Origin of the sequence: Nonomuraea africana, assembly GCF_014873535.1 — a bacterium.
GTDB classification, from domain to species: Bacteria; Actinomycetota; Actinomycetes; order Streptosporangiales; family Streptosporangiaceae; genus Nonomuraea; species Nonomuraea africana.
In genome coordinates, this window is the sequence record NZ_JADBEF010000001.1 from 1470306 (window position 1) to 1496959 (window position 26654).

Genomic DNA, 26654 nt, shown 5'->3' on the forward strand with positions numbered 1-26654 from the left:
CCACATCAGGGCAAGCTCAACTGTCGAACTCCTGAAGATCTACCACGATCAGGTCCCACGGCAACAGCGGCCTGATCTCTTCACTCCAGCGCTTGCGATCGGCAGTCAGGACAGGCCAGCCGAGTCGGCGCGCCACAGCGGCCGTGTGTGCCGCGACCAGATCAGGGGAACGCCGGCTTGGAGGATCATCCAGCCGCTCGACCAGCACAGTGAGGCGCACGGCGTCATCAAGGCTGGAGAGGCCGTCGAGCTTCACGTGCTCCAGCAGCAGCGCCCCGGCGAGGAGGTCTCGCTGATCCTTGTTCAGGTGCGCCGCGGCGACGGACAGCGCGAGGATCGGGACGCTCATCCGGACGCTCCGCCCGTCAAGCGTGGCAACCAGATCGATCAGGCCGAAGTCTCCGCGCCCCATCTCGGCCAGCAGGGAGGTATCGAGCACGTATCCGAGGTCGATCACTGAGCGCTCATCCGCCGCAGCAGTTCGACGGCGTTGTCCGCACGTTTCAGGGACAGCTCGTGGACCTCCGGGTGCTCGATGCGGCCCTTCGTGAGGGCATCCGCGAACGCCGCTTGGGCCTGCATCCGTCGGGTCTCGTGCTCCTCGATGAGCTGGGCCAGCGCGTCGGCGAGAGGGCGGCGCCCGGCGATGGCGGCGAGTTGGTCGCGAAGGTCTTCCGGTACCCGGATGGACGTCGATTTGGGAGCCTCAGCCATACGGTCAGTATGCGGTGCATACATCATGCATGCAACATGGAGCTTCTGATGTCGCCTCCGTCATGGGGTCCCTTTCCTCAAGCCAGGCGCGAGCGGTACACCCTGCGGGCCTCGTCGAACACCGACAGGTAGTCGTCGAGCTGCCGCCGGTGCTCCAGTCTGGCCGTCGTGCGCACCAGTTCCTCCAGCAGGTCGATCCATCGCAGGCAGAACGTCACGTCGTCCTCCCTCGCCACCCTGCGGTGGTCGACGTCCAGGTAAACCGGGCTGGTGTGGGCGTAGACGTGGGTGAACAGCGAGCGCGGGTGGGCCGCGCCGTCGGCCACCGCCACCACGTACGTCGGCCACTGCACGGTCAGCTCCGCGCTCACCTCGGAGCCCGGTGAGGAGGCCAGCTCGCCGTCGGCCGTCAGCAGCGTCAGCCGCTCCACCTCGGGTCCGACCACCTTGGCCGTCACGCGGACCCGCTCACCCTGCATCAGGTCGAGCGTCTCTCCGGGCCCTCTGCCCTCCACCGACAGCTCGAGGAACGGCCCCGTCGTGGCGAACGTGCGCCCCCGCCGTACGGCGTCGGCGTAGGCGGCCGCGGTCAGCGGCCCCTCCACCCGCGCGTAGGTGCGCTCCCAGCCGACGGGACTGGCCACCATCTCCATCCGCTGCCTGGTGAAGGTGAGCATCGAGTCGGTGCCCGCCACCGCCGCCAGCCGGTTGCCCGCGCCGATCAGCCGCCGGTAGGCCCGCGCCGAGCCTGTCGCGCTGGAGAAGTGCAGCAGCTCGAACCCGTCGACGAGGCCGAGCGCCGCGTCGACGACGACCATCCTGGCCGTGCAGCCCGGCGTGCCGACCAGCTGCTCGGGCGTCTCGGTCGGGCCGCGGAAGGCGTGGGCGTAGCCGACCAGCGCGCCCAGCTCTCTCAGCTCCTTCAGCGCCTCCGTCGTCGGCGGCCAGTCGGGCGCGCCCGCGAACCCCGTCGAGTAGAGCGAGGGCGGGCCGTCGGGCGCGAAGGCGTGCAGGTGGCCGAACAGGTCGTTGCGGTGCTCGACGCCCATCCTGGCCACGTGGGTCGCGTCGGACCACGGCAGGTCCTGCCCCGCCCAGTGCTCCAGCGCCTCCTTGTCGAGCACCCGCTCGCCCGAGACGTTGGCCGCCAGCAGGCTCAGCACGTGGAGGTCTTCGCCGTGCTGGGAGTCGGCCGCCCACTTCGGCGGCGCCACCAGGTCGCCGACGTAGTTGAGGTGGACGTGCAGGTCGCCGCCGTACCAGCCCCTGGCCGCCGCGTCGTAGATGCGCTTGGGCGCCAGCTCCACGAGCGTCTCGATGTGCTCGGGCGGGGTGAGGGAGGTCTCCGCGCAGCCGTACTCCATGCCCCTGGTGACGCGCACCGTCAGCGGCTCGGCGGGGACGGGAAGGACCAGGTCGTCGCCGTGGAAGTACGGCACGCCGTTGTAGTCGCGCTTGGGCGGCACGCCGGGCGGGTACCAGCCCTGGCCGTCGGCGTTCCACACGCTCCACCGGCACGGGAAGCCCGCGCGCAGGCGGAGGGCGGCCCTGGGCGCGGTGCGGGTCAGGCCGGACAGGTTGATGACGCGGCCGTCGATGCGCACGTCGGCGGCCGTGTCGAGCTCCACCAGACGCGCGCCCTTGGCGCCGACCTCGTACTCCTGCTCGTTCACCATCACGTACGCCGCGTGGTCGCACGCGCTGTCGATCAGCAGCGTGAGCGGCAGCGGCGCGCCGCCCACCACCGCCCTCGTGCGGCCACGCAGATCGTGGCCGTCCGGGGTGAGGCGGAGCACCGCCAGCCCCTCGGGCGGGATGGGGCCGAGCGCGCCACGCAGTACCTCGTCGTAGTCGAGCTCGCACTCCAGCCGCTGCAGCTCGGCCGGCCCCGCGCCCGGGACCTGCTCCCTGACCAGGCGCCTGGCCTCGCGCCAGAACGGACCGACCTCCACGAACCGTGACTGGCTCATGACCCTGACATAGGCGATGGGAGGTTCGCCCCAGGTCATCCCGTGGTCGGCGAGGAGCTGTCGGTATTCCTCCAGCATCCGGGCGACGGGCTCTGGAAGCATCGGATCGTCACGCATCGGTATCTCCCCGTAATCGCAGGCGCCGTCATCGTGACACACACCGGCGTTGGCCTGCGGCGGGGCGGATGTGGTTTTCCCCCACCCGGGGTGACGCAGCTACGACCCGGATCAACGTCAGAGGCGGAACTCCAGGTCCGGGACGATGTCGGCGACGTCCATCTGGGCCTTCTGCAGCCTGCCCGAGTGGTCCCAGTTCATCGCCTGCCAGCGGGTGAACTGGTCGAGCACCCACAGTCCGGACTGGCGGCTGCCGTTGCCGGACTTGCCGTTGCCGCCGAAGGGCAGGTGCGCCTCGGCGCCGCTGGTGGAGTTGTTGACGCTGACCATGCCCGCCGAGATGCCCTCGCGGAAGCGGAAGGCGGACCTCGGATCGGTGGTGTAGATCGACGACGACAGGCCGTAGCCGGGCAGGTTCGCCAGCTCGATCGCCTCGTCGAGGGTCCTGAAGGCGGTGACGCCGACGATCGGGCCGAAGGTCTCCTCCAGGAACAGCCGGTCCTCGGGGGTGACGCCGTCGACGATCGTCGGGTGGTAGTAGAGGCCGCCCTCGCCGGTGAAGCCGTCACGCGGGCTGCTCGCCGAGATCTTCCCCGTCGCGCCGGAGACGACCGTGTGGTGCGGCTCGACCCAGGTCAGGAACTCCTCGAACCGGTCGGCGAACTTCTGGTCGAGCAGCGGCCCGGCCAGCACGTCGCCCATCGGCTCGCCGACCTTGGCCGCCTTGACCGCCGTGGCGAAGCGCTCGACGAACGCGTCGTGGATCGACTCGTGCACGATCACCGTGCCGAGGCTGGTGCAGCGCTGGCCCGCCGTGCCGAACCCGGCGAACAGCGCGCCCTCCACGGCCAGGTCGAGGTCGGCGTCGGGCATGACGACCATCGGGTTCTTGCCGCCGAGCTCCAGGCACGGCGACTGCAGGTGCCGTCCGCACAGCTCGCCGATCTTCCTGCCGACCTCGGAGGAGCCGGTGAAGCCGACCTTCTGCACGGTGCCCTCCTCCAGCGCGCGCTCCAGCCCCTCGAAGGTCTGCACGCCGTCGGCGAAGACCACGTTGAGCACGCCCTCGGGCAGCCCGGAGGCGGCGAACAGGCGGTACATCGCGTGCGCGGAGGCGGCGGCGTACTCGGCGGGCTTCCACACCACCGCGTTGCCGCACAGCAGCGCGGGCACGAGATACCAGCTCGGCACCGCCACAGGGAAGTTGCCCGCCGTGATCACCGCCGCGACGCCCACCGGGTTGCGGAAGGTGAACAGGTTCTTGTCCGGCATCTCGGACGGCACTGTCTGGCCGTAGAGCCTGCGGCCCTCACCGAGGAAGAAGTCGCAGGTGTCGACGATCTCGCGGACCTCGCCCAGCGCCTCGGCGTACGGCTTGCCGATCTCCTCGGTGACCAGCGCGGCCAGCGCTTCGGCGTTCGCCTCCACGAGGCGGCCGATCGAGGCGATCACCCTGCCGCGCACCGGCGCGGGCGTGCGCGCCCACTCCCGCTGGGCCTCCTGGGCGGTACGGCAGGCGGCGGCGAAGGTGCCGGCGTCCGCGAACCCCACGCGCGCCACGACCTCCGAGGTCCTGGCCGGGTTGGTGGAGTCGTAGGTGGTGAAGGAGGCGGCATCCTTGCCGCCGACGACGGAGACGATCTGACGGGTCACCGGTGACCTCCTTGTGGAATTTCCTGCAACCAGCCAATCATTCCGCACGACTTGTCGGAAAGCGCCGTCAGCAGACCGGTCCGCGCGTGGCGGCCGTCGCCCTCAGCATGGAGCGGACGAGATCGGCGTCCATCTTGTCGGGGCGGCGGAAGCGCAGGCAGCCCTTGCCCATGTCATGCCCCACGAGACGGTCGGCGTGCGCGTCGCGGACGTCGGTGCGGGTGAGGTAGATGGAGATGTACTGCTTCTGGCTGGCGAAGGCCACCTCCCCGACGCCGTCGCGGGTGTAGGCCGGCATGCCGTACAGGATGGTCTCGGTGAAGCCGGTCAGCTCCTCCAGGCACATCCGCCTGATCAGCGCCATGGCCTCGGCGCGCTCCGGGGGCACCGCCGCGAGGTAGTCGTCGACGGTCAGGGTCTCGGGCCTCATGCTCTCTGGCCTCTCGTCTCAGGCCGTGAAGTCGGCGAACTCGAAGCCGGGGGAGACGACGCAGCTGACCAGCACCGCCTCCTCGCCCGCGGGGCGGGCGGCCTGCCAGACTCCGGCGGGCACCCGCGCCTGGGGCAGCTGGCCCTCCTCGACCAGCGGCCCTAGGGTGATCGTCTCTTCGCCGATGGAGAGGGTGAGCGGGCCGCCCCTGTGCCACAGCCAGACCTCGTCCGACTTGACCATGTGCGGGACGGACTCCTCGCCCGGCTGGAGGAGGAAGTAGATGCCGGTGGCGGTGGCCCTCGGGCCGTCGTAGCCGTCGGGCTCGAAGGTGAGGGCGGTCTTCCAGGTCTGCCTGAACCAGCCGCCCTCGGGGTGGGGGAGGAGGTCGAGGGCCGCCGCGATGGGCGGGCGCTCGACGAAGGCGACGGCCTTGCCGGTGACGTCGCGGCGCAGGAAGCGGGTGCCGTCGAGGACGAGCTGGCCGGGGAGGTCGCTGGCGAGCGCCTCGTCCTCGCCGTCGACGTCGACGCTGGGACCGTCGGGGTAGACCTTCAGCTTCACCGTGCCGAGTCTAGCCGCGGCCCACCTTGACGCCACGCGTGTTGATCACTCCCGGGTCCTCGGAGAGGTGCACGGTCAGGCCGCCGATCTCCTTCGCCGGCCGTCCTCCAGGAGGTGACATCCGACGGCCCGACCGAAAAATCCCCGGACCTGGAATTGTCGGTGCGAGCCGTTAGTGTGCGGCGGGTGATCGAACGGAGGTCCCCCTCGGCGCCGGACGCTCCCTCGGAGGGCGGCGGGCGGAGCGCGCAGGCCCGGCGGGCGAGGGTCGCCGCCGGGCTGTCGGAGCTGGAGAGGTGGCTCGCCGACCAGGTGCGGAAAGGGCTCGCCGCGGCCTCCGAGAGCGAGTGGCAGCACCTGGCGAGGCGGCTCGTCGACGCCCAGGCGCCGGGGGCGGCCGCCATGGTGGGCGCGCTGGGCGAGGCGCGGTCGGCGGCCGACTGGCCCGAGCGGCTGCTGGCTCAGATCACGATGCTCCACCTGCTCGCGGCGGGGCACCGCAGGCTCGACGAACTGCCCGACGACCTCGCACAGACGGTGCGCACCAGAGTCGGCTACCTCGTCACGCGCGAGAAGGTGCTCGCCGGGCCCGCGGTGCGCGATCTCTGGCACGTCGTGGGGCGGCGCGACGAGATTCAAGACCGGCTGGTGGCGCGCAGGGTGTGGTTGCTGGGGCGGCGGACGGGGCGGGCGGCCCTCGTGCTGACCTTCGCGCCGATCGGTCACCCGCTCGACGACTCGCTGGTCACGGGGGAGGTCCTCGACGCCTCGCTCGCCTTCTACCCCGGAGCCGCGCCCTTGCGAGCCCTCGTCGCCACCCGCTTCGACGAGCCCGTAGCCACCCGCCTCGATGAACCCGTTGCCCCTGGCGTCGGTGAGCCGGTGCCGCCGGGCATGTCCGAGGACGAGGCGCTGGACACAGTGGCGAAGGCGCTGGCCGGAGATCCGTGGACCGACTCGTGGCCCCTCGTCCTCGCGGCGGCACTGCCCACCGCCGCCACGCTCGGCGGCCTCCCCCTGCATCCCAGGGTGGCCACCCCCTGGCGGCTGATCGCGCTCTCGGGCGGGCGCCCGCTCACCGTGGCCGTCGAATGGACGCCGCGCGGTCTGGTGCCGCTCACCGCCTGGGACGAGCACGGTCAGGCGGTGATCCTGTGACCGACAGGTGGGCGGAGCTGGTGTCGGCCGCGCTGGTCGGCACGGACCGCCGGCCGTACGACGGTGACCTGCTGGGTGACGCGGCGGTCGAGGTGGTGCGCCTGCGCGCGGGCCAGGTCGCTCCCGGAGCCGCGGCCGGGCGGCCGACGGTGGCGCCCGCGCCGGCGGAGGAGCGCGAGGCGGTCGGGCGCGCGGCGGCCGCGCGGCTGGCGCGCATCCTCGGCGGCGAGCACCCTCGCGTCCTGCCCGAATGGCTGGCCGCGGCGGCCGCCACCGGGCGCAGGGTGCCGCCGCAGGTGCTGCCCGAGCTGCTCGACAAAGGCGCAAGAGACCGTTCGATCAGGCCGCAGCTCGGCGTGCTCGCGGGACGGCGCGGCAGGTGGCTGGCCGCGCTCAACCCCTCCTGGTCCTACCTGCTGGAGGAGCCCACCGGCGAGATCTGGGAGCTGGGCAGCCAGGGCGACCGCAGGGCCTACCTGGCCGACCTGCGCGGCAAGGACCCTGAGGCGGCCAGGCGCCTGCTCGAGGAGGCCTGGGAGAAGGAGACGCCCGACGACCGGGCGCGCCTCCTTCCGCTGCTGGACGAAGGGCTGTCGATGGCCGACGAGCCGTTCCTCGAGAGCGCGCTCGACGACCGGCGCAGGGAAGTGCGCCAGGCGGCCGCAGATCTTCTGACCAGGCTCCCCGAGTCACGCCTCGCGGGCCGGATGGCCGACAGGGCCGCCCGCTGCCTGCGCGTCGAGGGGGCGACGATCGTGGTCGAGCCGCCCGCCGCGTGCGACAGGTCCATGGAGCGCGACGGCATCAGGGCGAGACCGCCCAGGGGTACGGGCGAGCGCGCCTGGTGGCTGCAGCAGGTGGTCTCGCGGGCGCCGCTGCGGATGTGGAGCACCGCGCTGCTCAGGACGAAGATCCCCGACTGGGCCCGCGAGGTGCGGTCGGGGTGGGTGCGGGCCGCGGTGCTGCAGCGGGATCCCGTGTGGGCCAGGGCGCTGTTCGCGTGCGACCCGCTGGCCGATCTGCTGGCCGTCCTGCCGCCGGTCGACCAGGACGAGGTGGCCGCCGACTTCGTGCGCAGGCACGGCGTCGACGGCCAGATGATCATGGTCTTGGGCGGGGCGGCGACCCCGTGGCGGCAGGGGCTCGCCCAGGCCGTGCTGAGCAAGATCAGGCAGGTGGCGGTGACCCAGCCGTGGAACCTCAGCGAGCTGTCGGCGATGGCGGGCGAGCGCATCGACCCCTCGCTGCACTTTCTCGCCGAAGGCGTCGAGGGCGTGCCGGGCCTGCTGCGTTTCCGCGCCGACATGATGAAGGAGCTGCGTTGACCACCGTGCTGCGGCCGCACGCCGAAGACGACCACGCCGAGGAGCTGGCGCTGCTGGCCAAGGAGGACGACAGGGTCAGACCGCCCGGCTGGAAGCTGTCGCCGTGGGCGGTCACGACCTACCTGCTCGGCGACGGCGACCGGATCACCCCGAAGTACGTCGGCGCCAGGCGCGTCGTCGAGGTGGCCGTCGCCACGCTGGCCACCGACCGCGCGCTGCTGCTGCTCGGCGTGCCGGGCACCGCCAAGACGTGGCTGTCGGAGCACCTGGCCGCCGCCATCAGCGGCGACTCCACCCTCCTGGTGCAGGGTACGGCGGGCACAGCCGAGGAGTCGATCCGCTACGGCTGGAACTACGCCAGGCTGCTGGCCGAGGGGCCCTCGCGGGAGGCGCTGACGCCGTCCCCCGTCATGCGCGCCATGGCCGAGGGCCGGATCGCGCGGGTGGAGGAGCTGACCCGCATGCCGTCCGACGTGCAGGACGCGCTGATCACCGTCCTGTCGGAGAAGACGCTGCCGATCCCCGAGCTCAACCAGGAGGTGCAGGCGCGGCGCGGGTTCAACGTCATCGCCACCGCCAACGACCGCGACAGGGGCGTCAACGAGCTGTCCAGCGCCCTGCGGCGGCGCTTCAACACCGTCGTGCTGTCCCTGCCGGCCACCGCCGAGGAGGAGGTCGACATCGTCACGCGGCGCGTCGCCCAGCTCGGCCGGTCGCTGGAGCTGCCCGAGGCGACGACCGGGATGTCCGAGATCCGCAGGGTCGTCACCGTCTTCCGCGAGCTGCGCGACGGCGTCACCGAGGACGGGCGCACCAAGGTCAAGTCGCCGAGCGGCACCCTGTCCACCGCCGAGGCCATCTCCGTGCTGACCAACGGCCTCGCCCTGGCCGCCCACTTCGGCGACGGGGTCCTGCGGGCTGCCGACGTGGCGGCCGGCATCGTCGGCGCGGTCGTGCAGGAGCCGGTGTCCGACCAGGTGGTGTGGCGCGAATACCTCGAGACCGTCGTGCGCGAACGCGAAGACTGGCGCGACTTCTACCGCGCCTGCAGGGAGGTCTCCTGATGCCGCGCGGCGGCCGTCCGGAGGTGTCGTGAGCGTCACCGTCCTCGGGGTCAGGCACCATGGGCCGGGCTCGGCGCGGGCCGTCCACGCCGAGCTCGCCCGGCTGCGCCCCGACGCGATCCTCATCGAGGGGCCGCCCGAGGCCGACGGGCTGATCCCCCTCGCGCCCGAGATGGAGCCGCCGGTCGCGTTGCTCGCGCACACGCCGGGCTCGCCGCGCTCCGCGTTCTGGCCATTCGCGGTGTTCTCGCCCGAATGGCAGGCCATCCTGTACGGCACGACGGCGGGCGTCCCGGTGCGCTTCGTCGACCTGCCCGCCGTCCACACGCTGGCCATGGAGAGCGACGACAGCCCGCACGCCGACCCCCTCGGCGAGCTGGCGGCGGCGGCCGGATACGACGACCCCGAGCGCTGGTGGGAGGACGTCGTCGAGCACAGGGGCGACACCCCCTTCCAGACGATCGCCGAGGCGATGGCCGCCGTGCGGGAGGGCCACGTGCCGGGTCCGCACGAGGCGCGCCGCGAGGCCCACATGCGCCGCTGCCTGCGCGCGGCGGTGAAGGAGGGTTTCGAGCGGATCGCGGTGGTGTGCGGGGCCTGGCACGTCCCCGCCCTCACCGGGGCGCTGCCGTCCGCGACGGCCGACAACGCGCTGCTGCGCGGGCTGCCCAAGGTGAAGGCCGAGCTGACCTGGGTGCCCTGGACGTACGGCAGGCTCGCCGCGCGCAGCGGCTACGGCGCGGGCATCACCTCGCCCGGCTGGTACCACCACCTGTTCGCCGTCGCCGACCGGCCGGTCGAACGCTGGCTCACGTCGGCGGCGGCGGTGCTCAGGGAGGAGGGCATGGCCGTCTCTCCCGCTCACGTCATCGAGGCCGTACGGCTGGCCGAGAGCCTCGCGGCGCTGCGCGGGCGGCCCCTCGCCGGGCTGAGCGAGGTCACCGAGGCGGTGCGCGCGGTGCTGTGCGACGGCGACGAGCTCCTCGTGCGGCTGGTCCAGCGGCGGCTGGTGGTGGGCGATCGGCTCGGCACGGTCAGCCCGCGCACCCCGATGGTGCCGCTGCAGCGCGACCTGCGCGACCAGCAGCGGCGGGTGAAGCTCGGCCCCGAGGCGGTGGAGCGGGAGCTCGACCTCGACCTGCGCAAGCCGCTCGACCTGGCGCGCAGCCGCCTGCTGCACCGGTTGCGGCTGCTCGGGGTCGACTGGGGGCGGCCGGGGGAGTCGCGGGGAAGGGGGACGTTCAGGGAGGTGTGGCGGCTGGCGTGGCGTCCCGAGTACGACGTCGTCCTGATCGAGTCGGCCGCCCTCGGCACCAGCGTGGAGTCCGCCGCCACCCATCGCGCCCGCACCATGGCCACCGGCGGCTCGGCTCATCCCGAGACTCCCGTTCCCGGCCCAGCTCCCGGACTGCTTCCCGGCCCGGCTCCCGGACTGCTTCCCGGCCCGGCTGCTGGCCCGCCTCCCGGTCCGGCTGCTCACGGAGTTCCCGGTTCGGGTGCTCACCGGGCTTCGGGGGCGGCTCACGGGGTGTCGTTGGCGGAGTTGACCGGGCTGGTGGAGCGGTGCCTGCTGGCCGACCTGGGCGGGGCGCTGCCTGAGGTGCTGGCCGCGCTGTCGAACAGGGCGGCCCTCGACACCGACGTCACCCATCTCATGGCCGCCCTGCCCGCGATGGTGCGCGCCCAGCGGTACGGGGACGTGCGCGGGACCCCGTCGGACGGTCTCGAGGCGATCGCGGAGTCGATGCTGGACCGGATCTGCGCGGGGTTGCCGGTGGCGGTGACGGGGATCGACGACGAGGCGGCCGCTGGGCTGGTCGAACACCTCGAGGCCGTCCACGCCGCCGTCGCCCTCCTGACCCCACCACCAACGGCCGGAGGGTCGGGCGGGGGCCCTCCCGCGAGTGTGGGAGAGACCCCTTCCGATCACGACACCGGGGGTGTGGGTCGTGTCTCTGAGGGTGCGGGGGAGGGCTCTGGAGGTCTTGTCCCTGGGGGCGTTCCATCGGGTCGTGTCCCGGCGGGGTGGAGGCGGTGGGTGGTGACGTTGCGGGCCGTTTGCGACCGCGCTCGCCCGCATCCGCTCATCGAGGGGCGCCTCACCCGGCTCCTTCTCGACGCGGGCGAGCTCACCCCCTCCGATGCGGGCGACCGCATGGCGCGGTCGATGTCCAGGGGCAATCCTCCTGCCAGGGCGGCCGCGTGGGTGGAGGGGTTCATGGCGGGCAAGGGGCTGCTGCTCGTGCACGACTCCCGCCTGCTCTCCCTGGTGGACGGCTGGCTGATCGGCCTCACCCCCGAGGAGTTCACCGGCGTGCTCCCGCTGCTGCGCCGTACCTTCAGCAGGTTCGAGGCACCCGAGCGGCGCGCGATCGGCGAGCGCGTCCGAGCCTCCGGCACCGCCGCCGACGGGCGACGGCGCGAGGTGGACGAAGGCAGGGCCGCGGCGGCCGTACGGACAGCGCGGCTGATCCTGGGGGTGCCACGTGGATGAACGGGCGCGCGGGTGGCGGATGATCGCGGGATGCCGCGTGGATGAGTGGCGGCGCGGGTGGAGGATGATCGTGGGGGTGCCGAGTGGATGAGCGGCTGCGCAGGTGGCGGCTGGTGCTGGGCGGCGGCGACGCGGACGGCACCGGGTTCGCCCCGCAGGGGAGCGACGCCCGGATGGACGAGGCGCTCGGCGCCGTCTACGACCCACGCCCCGAACGGGCGGGCGGGCTCGGTGCGTCGGCCCCGAGGGTGGCGCGCTGGCTCGGCGACATCAGGTCGTACTTCCCCTCGACCGTGGTCCAGGTCATGCAGCAGGACGCGATCGAGCGGCTCGACCTCACCAGCCTGCTGCTCGAACCCGAGATGCTCGAGGCGGTCGAGCCCGACGTGCACCTGGTCGGCACGCTGCTCGCGCTCAACAACGTCATGCCCGACAGGGCGCGCGAGTCGGCGAGGGCGGTGGTGCGCAGGGTCGTCTCCGCGCTCGAACGCGAGATGGCCCAGCGCCTCAGGTCGGCCGTCGACGGCGCGCTGAACAGGGCGGCCAGGACGCACCGGCCCAGGCGGGCGGCCGACATCGACTGGGACCGCACGATCAGGGTCAACCTCCGGCACTACCTGCCCGACCGGCGCACGGTCGTGCCGTCCAGGCTGGTCGGTTACGCGCGACGGCAGCGCGGCGTCCAGCGGGAGGTCGTGCTCTGCGTCGACCAGAGCGGCTCGATGGCCTCCTCGGTCGTCCACGCGGGGGTGTTCGGGGCGGTGCTGGCCTCGATGAGGTCGTTGAAGACGTCGCTGGTGGTGTTCGACACGGCGGTGGCCGATCTCACCGAGCACCTGCACGACCCGATGGAGGTGCTGTTCGGCACCCAGCTCGGCGGCGGCACCGACATCAACAGGGCGGTCGCCTACGCCAAGGGGCTGATCACCAGGCCGGCCGACTCGATCTTCGTCCTGGTCAGCGACCTGTTCGAGGGCGGCGTGCGGCAGGAGATGCTGCGCAGGATCGCGGCGATGACCAGGGCGGGGGTGCAGGTGATCGTGCTGCTCGCGCTGTCGGACGACGGCGCGCCCTTCTACGACCACGACAACGCGGCGGCGCTGGCGGCGATGGGGGTGCCGGCGTTCGCGTGCACACCCGACGCCTTCCCGGCCCTGATGGCGGCAGCCATCGAACGCCGCGACCTCGCGGGGTGGGCCGAACGCGACCCGCCCTGAGGGGGTTTCCGCGTTCCAGAGGGCCCGCTCTCAGAGGGTTCCCCGCATCTCACGGTGTCCCCGCATCTCGGAGGGTTCCCGCATCTCAGAGGGTCCCCCGCAACCCGAGGAGGTCCCTTACGTCCCGCCAGGGTTTCGGCACCCCGGCGGGGGCTCTGGCTCGCGGCCAGGCGAGAACCCCGGCCGGGGCATGTGGCGTACGGAGGTCAGTGGGCGGGCTCCTCGCGAGCGTGTCGGGGCAGCAGGAAGGAGAGCGCGCAGGTGACGAGCAGCAGCCCGATCTCCACCCCCACCATCACCTGCATCGCGTCGCCGAAGCTCCACTGACTCTTGAGCAGGTTGAAGAACAGCGTGCCCAGGAGGGCCGCGCCGAGCGCCCCGCCGAGCTGCTGGATCGCCGTGAGCGTCCCGGAGGCAGAGCCCGACTCGTGTGGCTCGACGCCGGCCAGGACGATGTCGAAGAACGGCGCCATGGTCAGTCCCATCCCGATGCCGACCAGGGCGAGCCCGGGAGCCAGCTGCCAGGCGTCGATGTCGAGCCCCGCCAGGTGGATGGTCAGTCCGAGCGCGCCGGCGCCCGCCGCCATGACCCCGGTCCCGATCTGCAGCAGTGTCCTGCCCAGCTTCGCGACCAGGGCCATGGCGATGCCGAAGCCGACCACGCCGCCGATCGCCTGGGGCAGGCCGGTCAGGCCCGCCTTGAGCGGGCTGAAGTGGAGTCCCTCCTGGACGTAGAGCATGAAGACCAGCGACAGCCCGATCATGCCGGTGAAGAAGGACAGCCCCGCGACGAGGCCGCCGGTGAAGGCGCGCTTGCGGAACAGGCCGGGCGTGACGAGCGGGTCCTTGCCCGCGCGCTGCCGGCGTGACTCGTAGGCGCCGAAGAGGGCGAACATCGCGATCGAGCCCGCCATGCAGACGAAGGTCCAGGCCGGCCAGCCGGCCTCCTGGCCCTGGATGAGCGGGAAGATCAGCAGGAACGCGGCGGCGGAGACCAGGAGCATGCCGACGAGGTCGAGCCTGGTGGCGTTCGAGAGGCGGAACTCGGGCAGGAACTTCAGCGCGGCGAGCACGGCGGCCAGCCCGATCGGCAGGTTGATCAGGAAGATCATGCGCCAGCCGGTGCCGAACAGGTCGGCGTCGACCAGCCATCCCGCCAGCACGGGTCCGCCGACCGAGGAGATGGTCATGACGGGCCCGAACAGGCCGAACGCCTTGCCAATCTCCTCCGGCGGGAACATCTCCTTGATCAGGCCGAGGCCCTGGGGGATCATGACGGCGCCGAACAGGCCCTGCAGCACGCGCGAGCCGATCAGCATCTCGGGGCTCACGGACACGCCGCACAGCAGCGACGCGACGGTGAAACCGAGCGCGCCGATCACGAACATGCGCTTGCGGCCGTAGAGGTCGCCGAGACGGCCGCCGGTGATCAGGCCGACCGCCATCGCCAGCGTGTAGCCGGAGACCAGCCACTGGATCAGGCCGGCCGAGCCGCCGATCTCCTTCTGGATGGTGGGCGCGGCGATCTGCGTGATCAGCGCGTCGATCAGGTCCATCACCTCGGCGGCGAGGATCACGAACAGGGCGGGCCAGCGCCACCGGTAGGCGGCGGGACGCTCCAGCGTCGTGGCCGTCATGGGGGAGTTCATTTGGGGGAGTCTCCTCGGGGGAACGTTGTTCTTTAGGCGAACGGTGTTCGTTGGCAAACACTGTTCTATGTACGAACGGTGTTCGTGTCAAGTACATTGTTCGTATGGAGCCAGTGCCCGCGCCGCCGTGGCGCAAGACGCGCCCTGTCAAGCCGGTGAAGCCGCAGCTCACCCAGGCCCTCATCGTGGAGACCGGCCTGCGGATCGTGGATGCGGAGGGTCTCGACGCGCTGAGCATGCGCAGGGTCGCCCAGGAGCTCGACACCGGCCCCGCCTCGCTCTACGCGCACGTCGCGAACAAGGACGAGCTGCTGGACCTGATCTACGAGCGGGTCCTGGAGGAGATCGAGCTGCCCGCGCCCGAGCCGGAGCGGTGGGCCGAGCAGCTGCGCGAGGCGGTGTTCGCCATGCACGAGGTGTTCAACACCCACGCCGACATCGCGAGGGTCTCGCTGGCCAACATCCCCACCGGCGCCAACGCCATGCGCGTCGCCGAGGGCATGATGGCCATCATGGTCGAGGGAGGGGTGCCACCGACCGCCGCCGCCATCGCCATCGACCGCATCAGCCTGCTGGTCGCGGCCGACGCCCACGAGGGCGCGCTCTACCGCGGGATGCAGCGGGCCAGCGGCATGGCGGAGGAGGAGTTCGTCGCCGAGCATTTCCGCCAGGTCGAGCAGTACATACGCAGCCTGCCCGCCGACCGCTTCCCCTATCTGGCGCGTTTCGCCAACGAGCTGGTGCGGCCGAGCGGGGAGGAGAGGTTCGCGTTCGGCCTCGATCTGATGATCGCGGGCCTGGCCGCGGGTGCCGTCCGCCCAATGACCTAGGACCGCTGCCCGATGTGCCGGCCAGGGGTCCGGCCATACGTTTCCGGCATGACTGCGACTGTTGAGACCGCACCCCCGGTCAGCGTGATATCCGCGAAGTACCGTTCGCTCAGCTCTGGACTCGTCGCCCTCGTCATGCTGGTGGCGTTCGAGGCGATGGCCGTGGCCACGGCCATGCCGGTCGTGGCCAGGGAGCTCGACGGCATGCACCTGTACAACCTGGCCTTCAGCGCCACCCTCGCGGCCAGCGTGATCGCCACGGTGCTCGGTGGCAGATGGAGCGACGTGAAGGGCCCGCTGCCGCCCATCGCCGTCGGTGTGGTGACCTTCGTCGCGGGACTGCTGGTCGCCGGTTTCGCCCCCACGATGGAGATCTTCGTGGGCGGTCGCTTCGTCCAGGGCCTGGGCGCGGGCCTGATCCAGGTCTCCCTGTACGTGCTCGTCGCGAGGGCCTACCCGCAGGCGATGCATCCGAAGGTCTTCGCGCTGTTCTCCGCGGCATGGGTGATCCCGTCCATGGTGGGCCCCGCGATCGCCGGCCTGGTCGTGGAGAACGTCGACTGGCGCTGGGTGTTCCTCGGCGTGGCGCTGATCGTCGTCCCCTCCGCCCTGCTGCTCTGGCGGGGTACGGCGGGCCAGCGGCTCGACGGCGGCGCCGCCGAGCCCGCCCCCGGTCTGGGCGGCAAGCTGGTCTGGGCCACCCTGACCGCCGTGGCCGCCGCCCTCATCCAGTACGGCAGCGCGCTGGCGCTCGGCGGGATCCCGCTGCTGGCCGGCGGCGTCGTGCTGCTGGCCGTGGCGCTGCCCAAGTTGCTGCTGCCCGGCTCCCTCAAGGCTGCCCGCGGCCTGCCGAGCGCCCCGGTGCTGCGCGGCCTGGCCTTCGGCTCGCTGACCGCCTCGCAGGTGCTGATCCCGCTCATGCTGATCAGCGAGCGCGACCTGTCGCCGACCGGCGCGGGCATCGTGCTGACCGTCGGCGCGCTGGGCTGGTCCACCGGCTCGTGGATCAAGGGCCGCGGCACGATCGGCAACCTCACCGCCATGCGCGGCGGCGCCATCCTCATCGCTCTCGGCATCGCGCTCATCGCGCTCGTGCTGGTCGACGCGGTGCCCATCGCGCTGGCCTACGTCGCCATGGCACTGTCGGGCCTCGGCATCGGCGCCCTGCACCCCACGGTCTCGGTGCTGGTGCTGGAGATGTCCAAGCAGGGCGAGGAGGGACAGAACACCGCCGCCGTCGGCGTCGGGGAGTCCGTCTTCACCGTCGTCGCCGTCGCGGTCACCGGAGCGCTGTTCACCGCCTCGGGCGAGATGTACCTCGTCGGGTTCGGCTTCACTTTCGTCCTGGCCATCCTGGCCGCGCTCATCGCGCCCCGTTTTGCGCAGTCCGCTCCGGCGGGCACCATGGAGGGAGTCCGTTCTTAGGGGGGAACATGCCGCGTGTGCGGGAGCTTGAGGTTTTCCGGCTGGTCCTGCCGTACGGCAGGCGGCCGGAGACACTGCTCGTCCGGCTCACCGACCACGGCGGGATGAGCGGATGGGGCGAGCTCGTCTCGCCCGAGCCGAAGCTGTGGAGCGCCCTGGAGGAGGGGCTGGCCGCCCAGCTGATCGGCGTCGACTGGGAGCACCCCGACCAGGTGCCCGGCGGAGGCAGCGCGGTCGACATGGCGCTGTGGGACCTCTGGACCAGGATGCGCGGCGTTCCCCTCGCCCACGCGCTGGGCGGCGCGGGCACCTCGCTGATGGCCACCGTCCGGCTGGGGCTCGACCCCTCGACCGAGAGCCTGGTCTCGCGGGTCAACCAGCAGGTCTGCGGCGGCTACGCGCACGTCACGCTGGACGTGCGGCCCGGCTGGGACGTCGAGCCGGTGCGCGCCGTACGGCAGGCCTACCCCGCGCTCAGCCTCGCGGTCGACTGCGGCGGCGCCTACACCTCACCTGAGCAGCTCGTGGCGCTGGACGAGTACGGTCTCGAGGTGATCGAGCGCCCGTTCCGCGTCGACGACTCCTACGCCCACGCCGACCTCCAGGACAGGGTGCGCGCCTCGGTCGCCGTGGAGCCCCGCTCGACCGCCGAGCTCGACGACTACCTCACCCTGCGCGCGGCCAAGGTGCTGCTGCTGCGGCCCGCCGCGCTGCCGTCCCTCAGCGACGCCAGGCGCGCGCACGACAGGGCGGCCGCGGCCGGCTGGGACATCCAGTGCGCGGGCGGGCAGGGCGCGGGGCTGTCCAGGGCGGCGGCGGTCGCCGTGGCGAGCCTGCCGGGCTGCACGCTGCCGTGCGACGTGACGCAGCCGCCGCGCAACGCGCAGATCGTGACCCCCGCGGTGGGGGCGTCGGGGGGAGTGGTGGCGGTGCCGCTCACCCAGCCGGGTCTCGGCCACACCATCGACGAGGAGCGGGTGCGGCGGCTGGCGAAGGACGCCTTCCGCGCCTGACCGGCGGCTACACCCGGACGATCATCTTTCCGGTGTTCTCGCCGCGCAGCATGCCGAGGAAGGCCTCGGGCGCGTTCTCCAGCCCGTCGACGACGGTCTCCTCGTACGACAGCCTGCCCTCGCGCAGCCACCCGCCCAGCTCGGTCACCATGTCGGACATCCTGGCGGCGTGGTCGCTGACGATGAACCCGCGCAGCGTCAGCCGCTTGCCGATCGCCAGGGCGAGGTTGCGCGGCGCGGGCGTCGGCTCGGTGCTGTTGTAGACGGCGATCGCCCCGCACATCGCCACCCTGCCGAAGTTCCGCAGCGATCCGATGGCCGCCTCGAGGTGGTCGGCGCCGACGTTGTCGAAGTAGACGTCGATCCCGTCGGGAGCGGCCTGCTTCAGCTGCTCGGCCACGGGCGCGTCCCTGTAGTTGAAGGCGGCGTCGTAGCCGATGCCGCGCAGGTACTCGACCTTCTCCGCCGAGCCCGCGCTGCCGATGACGCGCGAGGCGCCCTTCAGCTTGGCGATCTGGCCCGCGATGCTCCCGACCGCCCCCGCGGCCCCCGAGACGAAGACGGCGTCGCCCTCCTTGAAGGCGGCCACGTCCAGCAGGCCCACGTACGCCGTGAGCGAGGTCATGCCGAGCACGGCGAGAAAGGCCGAGGGGGACAGGCCCTCGACGGGTTCGAGGCGACGCGCCCGCGCGGCGTCGAGCACGGCCTCGTCGCGCCAGCCGAGCCCGTGCAGGACGAGGTCGCCCTCGGCGAGGCCGGCCGAGCGCGACTCCACGACCACGCCGACCGCGCCGCCGTCGAGGGGCCGGCCCAGCTGGAACGGCGGGATGTAGGACGGCACGTCGTTCATCCGCGCCCGCATGTAGGGGTCGACGGACATGAACTGGTTGCGGACCCTGACCTGGCCCTCGCCCAGCGGTTGCGACGCGACCTCGACCAGCTCGAAGTTGCCGGCCGTCGGCCACCCGGACGGGCGGGAGGCGAGGTTGATCTGACGAGGCATAGTTGACTCCCCAAAAAGGTTGATGCACATCAACTATACTCGAAGGCATGAGTGTGACCCGGGAGGTCGTGACCCTGTTCGCGGAGGTGGCGGCCAGGTACAACGAGGGCTACGAGCAGGCCGCGGCGGCGAGGCGGCTGACCGCGCTCCAGGCCAAGGCGCTGGTGCTGCTGGAGCGCGAGCCGCTGCCGATGCGGCGGATGGCCGAGGTGTTCAGCTGCGACCCCTCCAACGTCACCGGCATCGTCGACCGCCTGGAGCGGCGGGGGCTGGTCAGCCGCGAACCGGCCGCGGCCGACCGCCGGGTGAAGAACGTCACGCTGACCGCCGAGGGCGCGCGCGTGGCGGAGGAGCTGCGGGGCGTGCTCGGCTTTGCGGGCGAGCCGCTGGCCGGGCTGAGCCAGGCCGAGCGGGTGCAGCTGAGGGACCTGCTGCTGCGGATGCTCGGCCGCCGGCCGGCCAGCCCGTGACGTCCGGAATCAACTAGCGGGACAGGCGAAGGTCGGCGACCACCGCGGCGTGGTCGGAGTAGAACGTGCCCTGGCCGTGGCGGTGCATCCGCTGGTCGACCACCTGGGCGCCCTCGACGGTGACCGGGCCCCTGGCGAAGATCAGGTCGATGCGCTGCGGCGTGATGAGCCGCTCGGTCGGCAGCGGTGACCAGGTCCTGCCCTCCACCGCGCCCGCGTCGGGGTGCGCGGCGCGGAAGGTGTCGACGAAGCCCGCGTCGGTGACGACCTTGGTCGCGGTGAGCGGGTAGCTCATGCCGAGATGGTTGGGCGCGGCCGCCCAGGTGGCGCTCCAGTCGTCGGCGGGCACGGTGTTGAGGTCGCCGCCGATCACCACGGGATCGGTGTTGCCGGCGAGCATGGCGGGCAGGTGCTGGTCGACGAGCTCCTTCAGCTGCGCGGTCTGGCGCTGGTCGGCGGCCACGACCTGCTCGGCGGTGTGCCGGGGGGTGAGCCCCGCCCTGATGCCCGCGGCGTTCTCGTCGATGAGGTAGCCGACCCACGGGTCGGTGTAGTTGATCCAGGTGACGAAGGCGTTCAGGTGCTGCCCGTCGGCCAGCCGTACGCGGATGCCGCCGAGGTTGAAGTCGGTGATGTGCCGGCCGCCCGCGGGCTTGGGGTAGACGTGGGCGATGGGCAGATGGGTGAAGATCCACAGGTTGTCCCTGCCCGCGGGCCTGTCGGTGATCTGCACACCGGTGTACTTGCCGTGGCCGGCGCCGCGCGACAGCGCCTCGCGGATCGCCTCGCCCGAGCCGTACGTCTCGACCGCGAGGTAGATGTCCGGCCGCAGGTCCACGAGCTGGTCCAGGACGTGCGGCAGGTTGCCCGCGCCGATGCCGTGGCCGCCCTTGTAGATGTTCCAGGTCACCACCCGCACCGAGGCGGCCGACCGGCCGGCCGTGGCGGCGCCTGCGGGGGTGGAGGGCAGCAGGCCGGCGCCGGCGGCCACTGTGGCGGCGGCCGCACTGGTGCGGAACAGGTCACGACGTGAGAAGGGGGACACGGCTTTCTCCTTCGGGGGGTGGTACGGCAACGCTGGAGAGCGGGCCGCCGCGACCATATAGTGCTCATTTCTGCTCAGTCAATGGCGTCTATGAACATCTGTGCTCACTTGGTCGGCGAGAAGCCCGTCGCCCGGCACGCGTTTGAAGCCGCCGGTGTGGGCGATGCTGACCATGGGGGGAGATGTCCAGGCGTGACAGCACTGACGCAGGAGACCGTCGCCGCGCTGCCCGAGGCCGTGGCGGTCCCGTCCTATGACCGGTCCCGGCTCACGGTCGGCATCGTGCACATCGGCGTGGGCGGGTTCCACCGCGCCCACCAGGCGATGTACCTCGACCGGCTGATGAACGAGGGCAAGGCGCACGACTGGGCGATCTGTGGTGTCGGCGTCCTGCCGGGCGACGCGCGGATGCGAGACGCGCTGATCGCCCAGGACGGCCTCTACACGCTCGTGCTGAAGCATCCCGACGGCACCCGTGAGGCCCGGGTCATCGGGTCGATAACCGACTACCTCTTCGCCCCCGACGACCCCGAAGCGGTCATCGAGAAGATGGCCGACCCCACGGTGCGCATCGTCTCCCTGACCGTCACCGAGGGCGGCTACAACATCCACCCCGTCACGGGGGCCTTCGACGCCGGGTCCCCCGCGATCCGCGCCGACCTGGAGCCCGGCGCGGTCCCGGCGACGGTGTTCGGGCTGGTCACCGAGGCCCTGCGGCGTCGCCGCGCCCGCGGGCTCGTCCCGTTCACCGTGATGTCCTGCGACAACATCCAGGGGAACGGGGAAGTCGCGCGCCACTCCTTCACGGCGTTCGCCCGGCTGGTCGACGCCGGGCTCGCCGACTGGATCGAGGCCGCCGTCGCCTTCCCCAACTCCATGGTCGACCGCATCACCCCCGTCACCACCGACGAGGACCGTGAAGCGGTGACCGAGCTGTTCGGCGTCCTGGACGCCTGGCCCGTCACCTGCGAGCCGTTCACGCAGTGGGTGCTGGAGGACGACTTCTCCCGCGGACGGCCTCCGTTCGAAGAGGCGGGGGTCCAGGTCGTCGCGGACGTGGAGCCGTACGAGCTGATGAAGCTGCGCCTGCTCAACGCCGGGCACCAGGCGTTGTGCTACTTCGGGTACCTCAGCGGCCACCGATACGTCCACGAGGCGGCCACCGACCCCGCCATCGCGAAGTTCCTGCTCGACTACATGGACCTCGAGGCCACCCCGACGCTCAGGCCGGTGCCGGGCGTGGACCTGGACGGCTACAAGCGGACCCTCATCGAGAGGTTCTCGAACGCGGAGGTGCGCGACACGCTGGCGCGGCTGTGCGCCGAGTCGTCGGACCGGATCCCGAAGTGGCTGCTTCCCGTGGTGCGCGAGCAGTTGGCAGGCGGCGGCCCGGTGACCCGCGCGGCCGCCGTGGTGGCCAGCTGGGCCCGGTACGCCGAGGGGGCCGACGAGTCGGGCGAGCCGATCGTGGTCGTCGACCGGCTGAGGGAGCGGCTCATGGCGGCCGCGAAGGCGCAGCGGCAACGGCCCACGGCCTTCATCGAGGACAGGGAGCTGTTCGGCGATCTCGCCGACGACGAGCGCTTCGTCGAGCCGTACCTGCGCGCGCTCGAATCGCTGCACGCCAAGGGCGCCCGCGCTACGGTGCGGTGGCTGGCGGGCTGAGCCTGCCGCCGATCGCGTAGCGGGCGTACTGCCGCCTGATGACCGGCTGGTGGTCGGGCGCGGGCTCGGCGGCGATGGACACCGGCCAGCGCGGCCGCGACCCCGTGAGCACCCATGCCGCCTGGACCGCGGCCCCGTCGGCGACGTACTCGCCGGGTTCGGGAACGACCACGGGCGGCTCGAACGTCTGCGCCGCGATCCGCTGCACGGCGGCGTTCTGGGCGGCCCCGCCGATGAGCAGCACCCGTTCGCTCGCGACTCCCTGGCCGCGGACGGCGTCGAGGCCGTCGGCCAGGCCGCACAGCATGCCCTCGATCGCCGCGCGCGCGAGCGCCGGGCGGGTGGTGGCGGCGAGCGTCATCCCGAAGAGCGTGGCCGTGGCGTCGGGCAGGTTGGGCGTGCGCTCGCCCTCGAAGTACGGCTGCAGCACCAGGCCGTGCGCGCCCGGAGGGGCCTCGAGCGCGAGCCTGCCGAGCCCGTCGTGGTCGACGTCGAGCAGGCCCGCCACGGCGTCGAGCACGCGGGCCGCGTTCAACGTCGCGATCAGCGGCAGGAACAGCCCGCTCGCGTCGGCGAAGCCGGCGACGGTGCCGCTCTCGTCGCAGGTCGGACGGTCGGTCACGGCGAAGACGGTGCCGCTGGTGCCGATGGAGACGACGACGTCGCCGCTGGCGGCGCCGAGGCCGAGCGCCCCTCCCGCGTTGTCGCCCGCGCCCGGTCCGACGACGGTCGAGGCGCCGGCGACCGTGCCGGCGACCGTGCCGGCGCGTTCGGCCGGCCCGAGGACCCTCGGCACGATCGCCGGGTGTCCCAGCGCCAGCTCGAGGAGGTCGAGATCGTAGTCGCCGGTGAACGGGTTCCAGTAGGCCGTGCCGCTCGCGTCGGACCGGTCGGTCACGAGCGCGTCGAGATCGGGCCCGAGCGGGGCCGAACCGGCCGGGCCGTACCCGCGCAGCCGCCAGGTCAGCCAGTCGTGCGGCAGCGCGACGGCGGCGACCCGCGCGGCGTTGCCGGGCTCGTGATCGCGCAGCCAGCGCAGCTTGGCGGCGGTGAAGGAGGCCACGGGAACGGTGCCGGTCCGCCGGGCGTAGGCGGCGGCGCCGACTTCGGCGGCCAGGTCGCGGGCGGCGGCGGCCGACCGCGTGTCGTTCCAGAGCAGGGCGGGCCTGATGACGTGGCCGGCGCCGTCGAGGGCGATGAGGCCGTGCTGCTGCCCGGCGATCGCGAGCGCCGCGACGTCGTCGATGCCGCCCGCGTCGGCGATCGCCGCAACCAGGGCTTCCCACCAGCACGCAGGATCCACCTCGGTGCCTGGCGGGTGGCCGGCCCTGCCCGAGCGGACGAGCCCGCCGGTGGCGACTTCCCGTATCACGACCTTGCAGTTCTGGGTCGATGAATCGACGCCGGCGACCAGTGTCATCACGCGCCCGAGTGTACGGCGGCAGCTCAAAAGAAGGCCGCTGACCAGGCAAAACCAAAATATCATATCATTTTCGAGAAAATCTCACATGTGCATTTACATTGATATTTAAAAGAGAAATCCTGTTTACATTGCTATGAGCCGCTGCAGTAGCCGGGGGGTGCAGTGGACAGTGGATCGACCCAGTAGACGCGACGTCCTCCGTGGCGCCCTGGCCGCAGGGGCCGCGCTGACCTTGGGCGGCTGCGGATCACGCGGCGACGCGCCCAGAACCGCCGGCGGCGACCAGTGGCGCCAGTACCAGGGCACCACCCTGAACTTCATCTCGGAGAACACCGCGCCCACCGCGGCCATCGCCGCCGACATCCGCCCGTTCACCGACCTGACCGGGATCGACGTCAGGATCGTGACGCTCGAGCTGACCGCGCTGGTCCAGCGGGTCGCCCTCGATCTGGCCTCGGGCCGGGCCCAGTACCAGGTCATCTACGCCGACCCCTACCAGGTGCTCGCGCCGTACCAGCGCGGGCTGGTGGACCTGCGGACGCTGCAGGCCGACGCCAACCTGCCCGACCTGCCGGGCGGCGTCGCCGACTTCATCCCCGCCCAGCTGGACGCCGCGGGCCGGTTCGTCGACCGGGGAGCGGTCTACGCCCTGCCGTACGACGCGCCGACGATGATCTGGCAGTACCGGCGCGACCTGTTCGACAAGTACCGCGGCCGCATGGCCGCCGACCTCGGCTTCGATCCCACCCCTGGCGGTGACAGGACGTGGGAGGAGTACTTCCGGATGGCCGAGTGGTTCAACAAGAACGCCACCTCGGACGTCAGGTACGGCACCGGCCACCAGGCCCGCCAGCACGACTCCCTGATGAACGACTTCAGCAACGTGCTGTGGTCCTACGGCGGGACGTACTTCGACGACGGCAAGGAAGTGGGGCGGCTGGGGTCGCGTGACCCGGGCCCGTGCCGGCTCGACTCCGACGCCGCGATCGCAGGCGCGGAGTTCTACCAACGCCTGCTGGGCATCGCCGACCCCGCCTCGAAGACGTGGGACTGGGACGGCGTCGGCGCAGCCTTCCGCGCGGGACGGCTTGCGATGTGCCCCAACTGGCACGAGTTCGCCGCCAGCAACGAGCAGGTGCTGCCGGGAAAGGTCGGCTACGCGGCGCTGCCCAAGGGCCCGGCAGGTACGGCGAACATGTACGGCGGCACGGGCGTGGCGATCAGCGCGAACACGCTGCCCAACGAGCGTGGCGCGGCCTGGCTGTTCCTGGTCTGGTCCACCTCGCCGCAGACCCAGCTCGCCAACCTCAAGAGCAAGGCAGGCGGGGGCACCCCGACCCGCACCTCCGTCTACGAGTTGCCCGAGGTGCGCGCGGCCGAGCAGCGGCCCTCGCAGATGCCCAACATGCTCACGGCCGCCGCCGTACGGCAGGCCTGGCAGGCCGACCGCATCGGCCTGCGCCCCAAGATCCCGATGTGGAACGAGTGCAACACCGCGATCTTCACCCAGCTGTCCCGCATGCTCACCGGCGGCGCGTCGCCGGAGGAGGCGATGCGGTCGATCAAGTCGCGGGTTGACCAGATCGTGGCGCGAGGGTGGGTGGCCTAGATGGCGCATCGCGCGACCTCCTCACCGGTGCTCAGCCGGGCCGCCCGGCCGGAGACGCGCGCCCCCAGGGCGCCGTGGATCGGCTTCGAGGGCCGGATGATGACGCCGGGCCTGATCCTGCTGGCCGCGCTGTCGATCGTGCCGTTCCTCGCGCTGATCGCGATGAGCTTCTCCCGCGTCAGGCTGCTGGGCGGAGTGGCGCTCGACGTGGTGGGCCTCACCAACTGGGTGCGCTTCTTCACCGACGCCGACATGTGGATGTCGTGGCTGCGCACGATCATCTATTTCGTGCTCACGGTCGGCTTCGAGATGGTCCTCGGCATCGGTATCGCGCTGTGCCTGTACCGGGTGCTGCGCGGCCGCAACATCCTGCTCGGCCTGCTGCTGCTGCCGATGTTCGCCGCCCCCTCGATCGTGGGCCTGCTGGGCCGCTACCTCACCGACTCGACCTTCGGCCTCTACGCCTGGGTGCTGCGCTCGCTCGGCTACGCCGGCGACATCCTCGGCAGCCCCACCACCGCCTTCGCGGCGGTCGTGCTGATGGACGTGTGGGAGTGGACGCCGCTGATCGCGCTGATCACGCTCGCGGGCCTGTCGAGCGTGCCGCAGTCGGTGCGGGAGGCGGCCGCCGTCGACGGGGCCGGCGGGTGGATGGCCCTGCGCTACATCATCTTCCCCGCGATCTCGAACGTGCTGCTCGTCGCGCTGCTCATCCGGTCGATGGACGCCATCCGCTACTTCGACATCATCTGGGTCACCACCGGCGGCGGGCCCGCCGACGCGACCAAGATCGTCCCAGTTCGGTTGTACGAGACGGCGTTCCGCTTCTTCGATCTCGGCTACGCCGCGGCGATCGGCCTGGCGATGCTGGCCTTCTCGATCATCATCGCCCGCACGTTCGTCCGGCTGCTGGACGTGAGGGGGTTGACCCGATGAGCACCGTCATCACCGCCCCGCGCAAGGCGCCGCAGTCCCCGCTCGAGGCGAGCAGCCGCCGCTCGCGCTGGGTGGTGGTGCTCCTGCTCGCCCTGGCCCTGCTCTGGACGCTGGTCCCGCTGCTCTGGATGCTGCTGTCGTCGTTCAAGAACCGCGCGGACGTGACCGCCGCCACGCCCCAGCTCCTGTTCGCGCCGACGCTGGACAACTACCGCAACCTGTTCTCCGGACCGAACAACCTCGGTCCCTACATCTGGCACAGCGTGCTCGCCGCCGGGATCTCCGCGCTGCTCGCGGTCTGCCTGGGCGCGCTGGCCGGGTACGGCCTGGCACGGACCCAGATGCGCGGGAAGCGGCACCTGGCCTTCTGGATCATCTCGACCCGCATGGCGCCGATCGCGGCGGTCGTCGTCCCGCTGTTCCTCATCTTCCGCGGACTCGGCCTGATCGACTCCATCCCAGGGCTGGTGCTCGCCTACCTCACCTTCAACCTGCCGTTCGCCATCTGGCTGATGAGCGCGTTCTTCGCCGAGGTTCCGGCCTCGCTGGAGGAGTCGGCGCTGGTGGCCGGCTGCACCCGCTGGCAGGCCTTCTGGACGGTCGTCCTGCCGCTGACCAAGTCGGGGCTGGTGACCACCTTCATCCTGTGCCTCGTCTTCGCCTGGAACGACTACGCGTTCGCCGTGGTCTTCTCCGGGCCGAACTCCCAGACGCTGCCGATCGCCGCCTCCCAGCTGGTGACCCAGACGGGCGTCGACTGGGGCCAGCTCACGGCCATCGGCACGATCGTGGTCGTGCCGATGATGCTCGCCGGCCTCGCCGTACGCCGGTGGCTGGTCACCGGGCTCACCCTCGGCGCGGTCACCGGAGAGTAGGAAGC

The 26654-nt window shown here is 71.9% G+C and carries 23 protein-coding genes; 13 read left to right on the forward strand and 10 right to left on the reverse strand.

All coding sequences use genetic code 11. The features are described from left to right. Positions 1-16: 16 nt before the first annotated feature. The 6 genes from H4W81_RS06730 to H4W81_RS06755 all read right to left on the reverse strand — a co-directional run bounded on the left by H4W81_RS06730 (position 17) and on the right by H4W81_RS06755 (position 5448). On the reverse strand, positions 17-457 hold the full coding sequence (locus tag H4W81_RS06730) for a hypothetical protein (protein ID WP_192773980.1): 441 nt from the start codon (positions 455-457) through the stop codon (positions 17-19). After that, on the reverse strand, positions 454-714 hold the full coding sequence (locus H4W81_RS06735; RefSeq protein WP_192773981.1) for a hypothetical protein: 261 nt from the start codon (positions 712-714) through the stop codon (positions 454-456). The genes H4W81_RS06730 and H4W81_RS06735 overlap by 4 nt, the downstream gene beginning before the upstream one ends. Before the next feature lie 77 nt (positions 715-791). Beyond that, a complete protein-coding gene (locus H4W81_RS06740; protein ID WP_192773982.1) occupies positions 792-2801 on the reverse strand; it encodes a CehA/McbA family metallohydrolase in 2010 nt (669 codons plus the stop codon). Between the two features lie 117 nt (positions 2802-2918). After that, positions 2919-4454, reverse strand: a complete 1536-nt coding sequence (locus tag H4W81_RS06745) for an aldehyde dehydrogenase family protein (RefSeq protein WP_192773983.1) — start codon at positions 4452-4454, stop codon at positions 2919-2921. 67 nt (positions 4455-4521) lie between these two features. Next, the gene (locus H4W81_RS06750; protein ID WP_192773984.1) at positions 4522-4884 is read right to left on the reverse strand and encodes an iron chaperone; all 363 of its coding nucleotides are present in this window, start codon (positions 4882-4884) and stop codon (positions 4522-4524) included. An 18-nt stretch (positions 4885-4902) separates the two neighbouring features. Continuing rightward, positions 4903-5448 carry a cupin domain-containing protein gene (locus H4W81_RS06755; protein WP_318781567.1) on the reverse strand — a complete coding sequence of 182 codons (546 nt, stop codon included), beginning with the start codon at positions 5446-5448 and terminating at the stop codon, positions 4903-4905. A gap of 186 nt (positions 5449-5634) precedes the next feature. Here H4W81_RS06755 and H4W81_RS06760 point away from each other — a divergent pair, with 186 nt between their 5' ends. From H4W81_RS06760 to H4W81_RS06780, 5 genes are all read left to right on the forward strand, one after another. Beyond that, entirely contained in the window at positions 5635-6606 is a 972-nt protein-coding gene (locus H4W81_RS06760; protein WP_192773985.1) for an SWIM zinc finger family protein, read from the forward strand. Further along, complete coding sequence (locus H4W81_RS06765; RefSeq protein ID WP_318781568.1) at positions 6603-7931, forward strand: DUF5691 domain-containing protein; 1329 nt, start codon at positions 6603-6605, stop codon at positions 7929-7931. Before H4W81_RS06760 ends, H4W81_RS06765 begins: the two co-directional genes overlap by 4 nt. Beyond that, on the forward strand, positions 7928-8995 hold the full coding sequence (locus H4W81_RS06770) for an ATP-binding protein (protein WP_192773986.1): 1068 nt from the start codon (positions 7928-7930) through the stop codon (positions 8993-8995). Before H4W81_RS06765 ends, H4W81_RS06770 begins: the two co-directional genes overlap by 4 nt. A gap of 28 nt (positions 8996-9023) precedes the next feature. After that, positions 9024-11489 carry a DUF5682 family protein gene (locus tag H4W81_RS06775; protein ID WP_192773987.1) on the forward strand — a complete coding sequence of 822 codons (2466 nt, stop codon included), beginning with the start codon at positions 9024-9026 and terminating at the stop codon, positions 11487-11489. 83 nt (positions 11490-11572) lie between these two features. Next, a complete protein-coding gene (locus H4W81_RS06780) occupies positions 11573-12706 on the forward strand; it encodes a VWA domain-containing protein (protein ID WP_192773988.1) in 1134 nt (377 codons plus the stop codon). Positions 12707-12912: 206 nt separating this feature from the next. On the opposite strand, the gene H4W81_RS06785 is transcribed toward H4W81_RS06780, so the two are convergent. Continuing rightward, positions 12913-14355, reverse strand: a complete 1443-nt coding sequence (locus tag H4W81_RS06785) for a DHA2 family efflux MFS transporter permease subunit (protein ID WP_225958492.1) — start codon at positions 14353-14355, stop codon at positions 12913-12915. A gap of 104 nt (positions 14356-14459) precedes the next feature. On the opposite strand from H4W81_RS06785, the gene H4W81_RS06790 reads away from it, so the two are divergent. The 3 genes from H4W81_RS06790 to H4W81_RS06800 are packed head-to-tail and all read left to right on the forward strand — an operon-like array spanning position 14460 to position 17623. After that, complete coding sequence (locus H4W81_RS06790; protein ID WP_192773989.1) at positions 14460-15185, forward strand: TetR/AcrR family transcriptional regulator C-terminal domain-containing protein; 726 nt, start codon at positions 14460-14462, stop codon at positions 15183-15185. Positions 15186-15233: 48 nt separating this feature from the next. Continuing rightward, on the forward strand, positions 15234-16610 hold the full coding sequence (locus H4W81_RS06795; RefSeq protein ID WP_225958493.1) for an MFS transporter: 1377 nt from the start codon (positions 15234-15236) through the stop codon (positions 16608-16610). 8 nt (positions 16611-16618) lie between these two features. Then, the gene (locus H4W81_RS06800) at positions 16619-17623 is read left to right on the forward strand and encodes an enolase C-terminal domain-like protein (protein ID WP_192773990.1); all 1005 of its coding nucleotides are present in this window, start codon (positions 16619-16621) and stop codon (positions 17621-17623) included. A gap of 7 nt (positions 17624-17630) precedes the next feature. Here H4W81_RS06800 and H4W81_RS06805 read toward each other — a convergent pair whose 3' ends face one another. Continuing rightward, entirely contained in the window at positions 17631-18626 is a 996-nt protein-coding gene (locus H4W81_RS06805; RefSeq protein WP_192773991.1) for an NADP-dependent oxidoreductase, read from the reverse strand. Between the two features lie 47 nt (positions 18627-18673). Here H4W81_RS06805 and H4W81_RS06810 point away from each other — a divergent pair, with 47 nt between their 5' ends. Then, entirely contained in the window at positions 18674-19096 is a 423-nt protein-coding gene (locus H4W81_RS06810) for a MarR family winged helix-turn-helix transcriptional regulator (RefSeq protein WP_192773992.1), read from the forward strand. 13 nt (positions 19097-19109) lie between these two features. On the opposite strand, the gene H4W81_RS06815 is transcribed toward H4W81_RS06810, so the two are convergent. Then, a complete protein-coding gene (locus tag H4W81_RS06815) occupies positions 19110-20141 on the reverse strand; it encodes an endonuclease/exonuclease/phosphatase family protein (protein WP_318781569.1) in 1032 nt (343 codons plus the stop codon). A 192-nt stretch (positions 20142-20333) separates the two neighbouring features. Between H4W81_RS06815 and H4W81_RS06820 the strand changes: the two genes are divergently transcribed. Next, positions 20334-21806: a mannitol dehydrogenase family protein gene (locus tag H4W81_RS06820; protein ID WP_192773994.1), complete on the forward strand. Its 1473-nt coding sequence runs from the start codon at positions 20334-20336 to the stop codon at positions 21804-21806. On the opposite strand, the gene xylB is transcribed toward H4W81_RS06820, so the two are convergent. After that, positions 21781-23226, reverse strand: coding sequence for a xylulokinase (gene xylB, locus H4W81_RS06825; RefSeq protein ID WP_192780668.1), 1446 nt, complete (start codon positions 23224-23226; stop codon positions 21781-21783). The two genes, H4W81_RS06820 and xylB, sit on opposite strands and share 26 nt — an antisense overlap. A 172-nt stretch (positions 23227-23398) precedes the next feature. Here xylB and H4W81_RS06830 point away from each other — a divergent pair, with 172 nt between their 5' ends. From H4W81_RS06830 to H4W81_RS06840, 3 genes are read left to right on the forward strand one after another with little or no spacing between them, the layout of a single operon-like run. Next, positions 23399-24838 (forward strand): extracellular solute-binding protein, encoded by a 1440-nt coding sequence (locus tag H4W81_RS06830; RefSeq protein ID WP_318781570.1) that lies wholly within the window; start codon positions 23399-23401, stop codon positions 24836-24838. After that, entirely contained in the window at positions 24839-25774 is a 936-nt protein-coding gene (locus H4W81_RS06835) for a carbohydrate ABC transporter permease (RefSeq protein ID WP_192773996.1), read from the forward strand. Further along, complete coding sequence (locus H4W81_RS06840) at positions 25771-26649, forward strand: carbohydrate ABC transporter permease (RefSeq protein WP_192773997.1); 879 nt, start codon at positions 25771-25773, stop codon at positions 26647-26649. Before H4W81_RS06835 ends, H4W81_RS06840 begins: the two co-directional genes overlap by 4 nt. The last annotated feature ends 5 nt before the right edge of the window (positions 26650-26654 follow it).

Bases quoted from the DNA above. Each gene is read 5' to 3' on its own strand.
- H4W81_RS06735 (WP_192773981.1), bottom strand. From the start codon at position 714: ATGGCTGAGGCTCCCAAATCGACGTCCATCCGGGTACCGGAAGACCTT.
- H4W81_RS06740 (WP_192773982.1), bottom strand. From the start codon at position 2,801: ATGCGTGACGATCCGATGCTTCCAGAGCCCGTCGCCCGGATGCTGGAG.
- H4W81_RS06750 (WP_192773984.1), bottom strand. From the start codon at position 4,884: ATGAGGCCCGAGACCCTGACCGTCGACGACTACCTCGCGGCGGTGCCC.
- H4W81_RS06785 (WP_225958492.1), bottom strand. From the start codon at position 14,355: ATGAACTCCCCCATGACGGCCACGACGCTGGAGCGTCCCGCCGCCTAC.
- H4W81_RS06790 (WP_192773989.1), top strand. From the start codon at position 14,460: ATGGAGCCAGTGCCCGCGCCGCCGTGGCGCAAGACGCGCCCTGTCAAG.
- H4W81_RS06795 (WP_225958493.1), top strand. From the start codon at position 15,234: ATGACTGCGACTGTTGAGACCGCACCCCCGGTCAGCGTGATATCCGCG.
- H4W81_RS06800 (WP_192773990.1), top strand. From the start codon at position 16,619: ATGCCGCGTGTGCGGGAGCTTGAGGTTTTCCGGCTGGTCCTGCCGTAC.
- H4W81_RS06805 (WP_192773991.1), bottom strand. From the start codon at position 18,626: ATGCCTCGTCAGATCAACCTCGCCTCCCGCCCGTCCGGGTGGCCGACG.
- H4W81_RS06810 (WP_192773992.1), top strand. From the start codon at position 18,674: ATGAGTGTGACCCGGGAGGTCGTGACCCTGTTCGCGGAGGTGGCGGCC.
- xylB (WP_192780668.1), bottom strand. From the start codon at position 23,226: ATGACACTGGTCGCCGGCGTCGATTCATCGACCCAGAACTGCAAGGTC.
- H4W81_RS06835 (WP_192773996.1), top strand. From the start codon at position 24,839: ATGGCGCATCGCGCGACCTCCTCACCGGTGCTCAGCCGGGCCGCCCGG.
- H4W81_RS06840 (WP_192773997.1), top strand. From the start codon at position 25,771: ATGAGCACCGTCATCACCGCCCCGCGCAAGGCGCCGCAGTCCCCGCTC.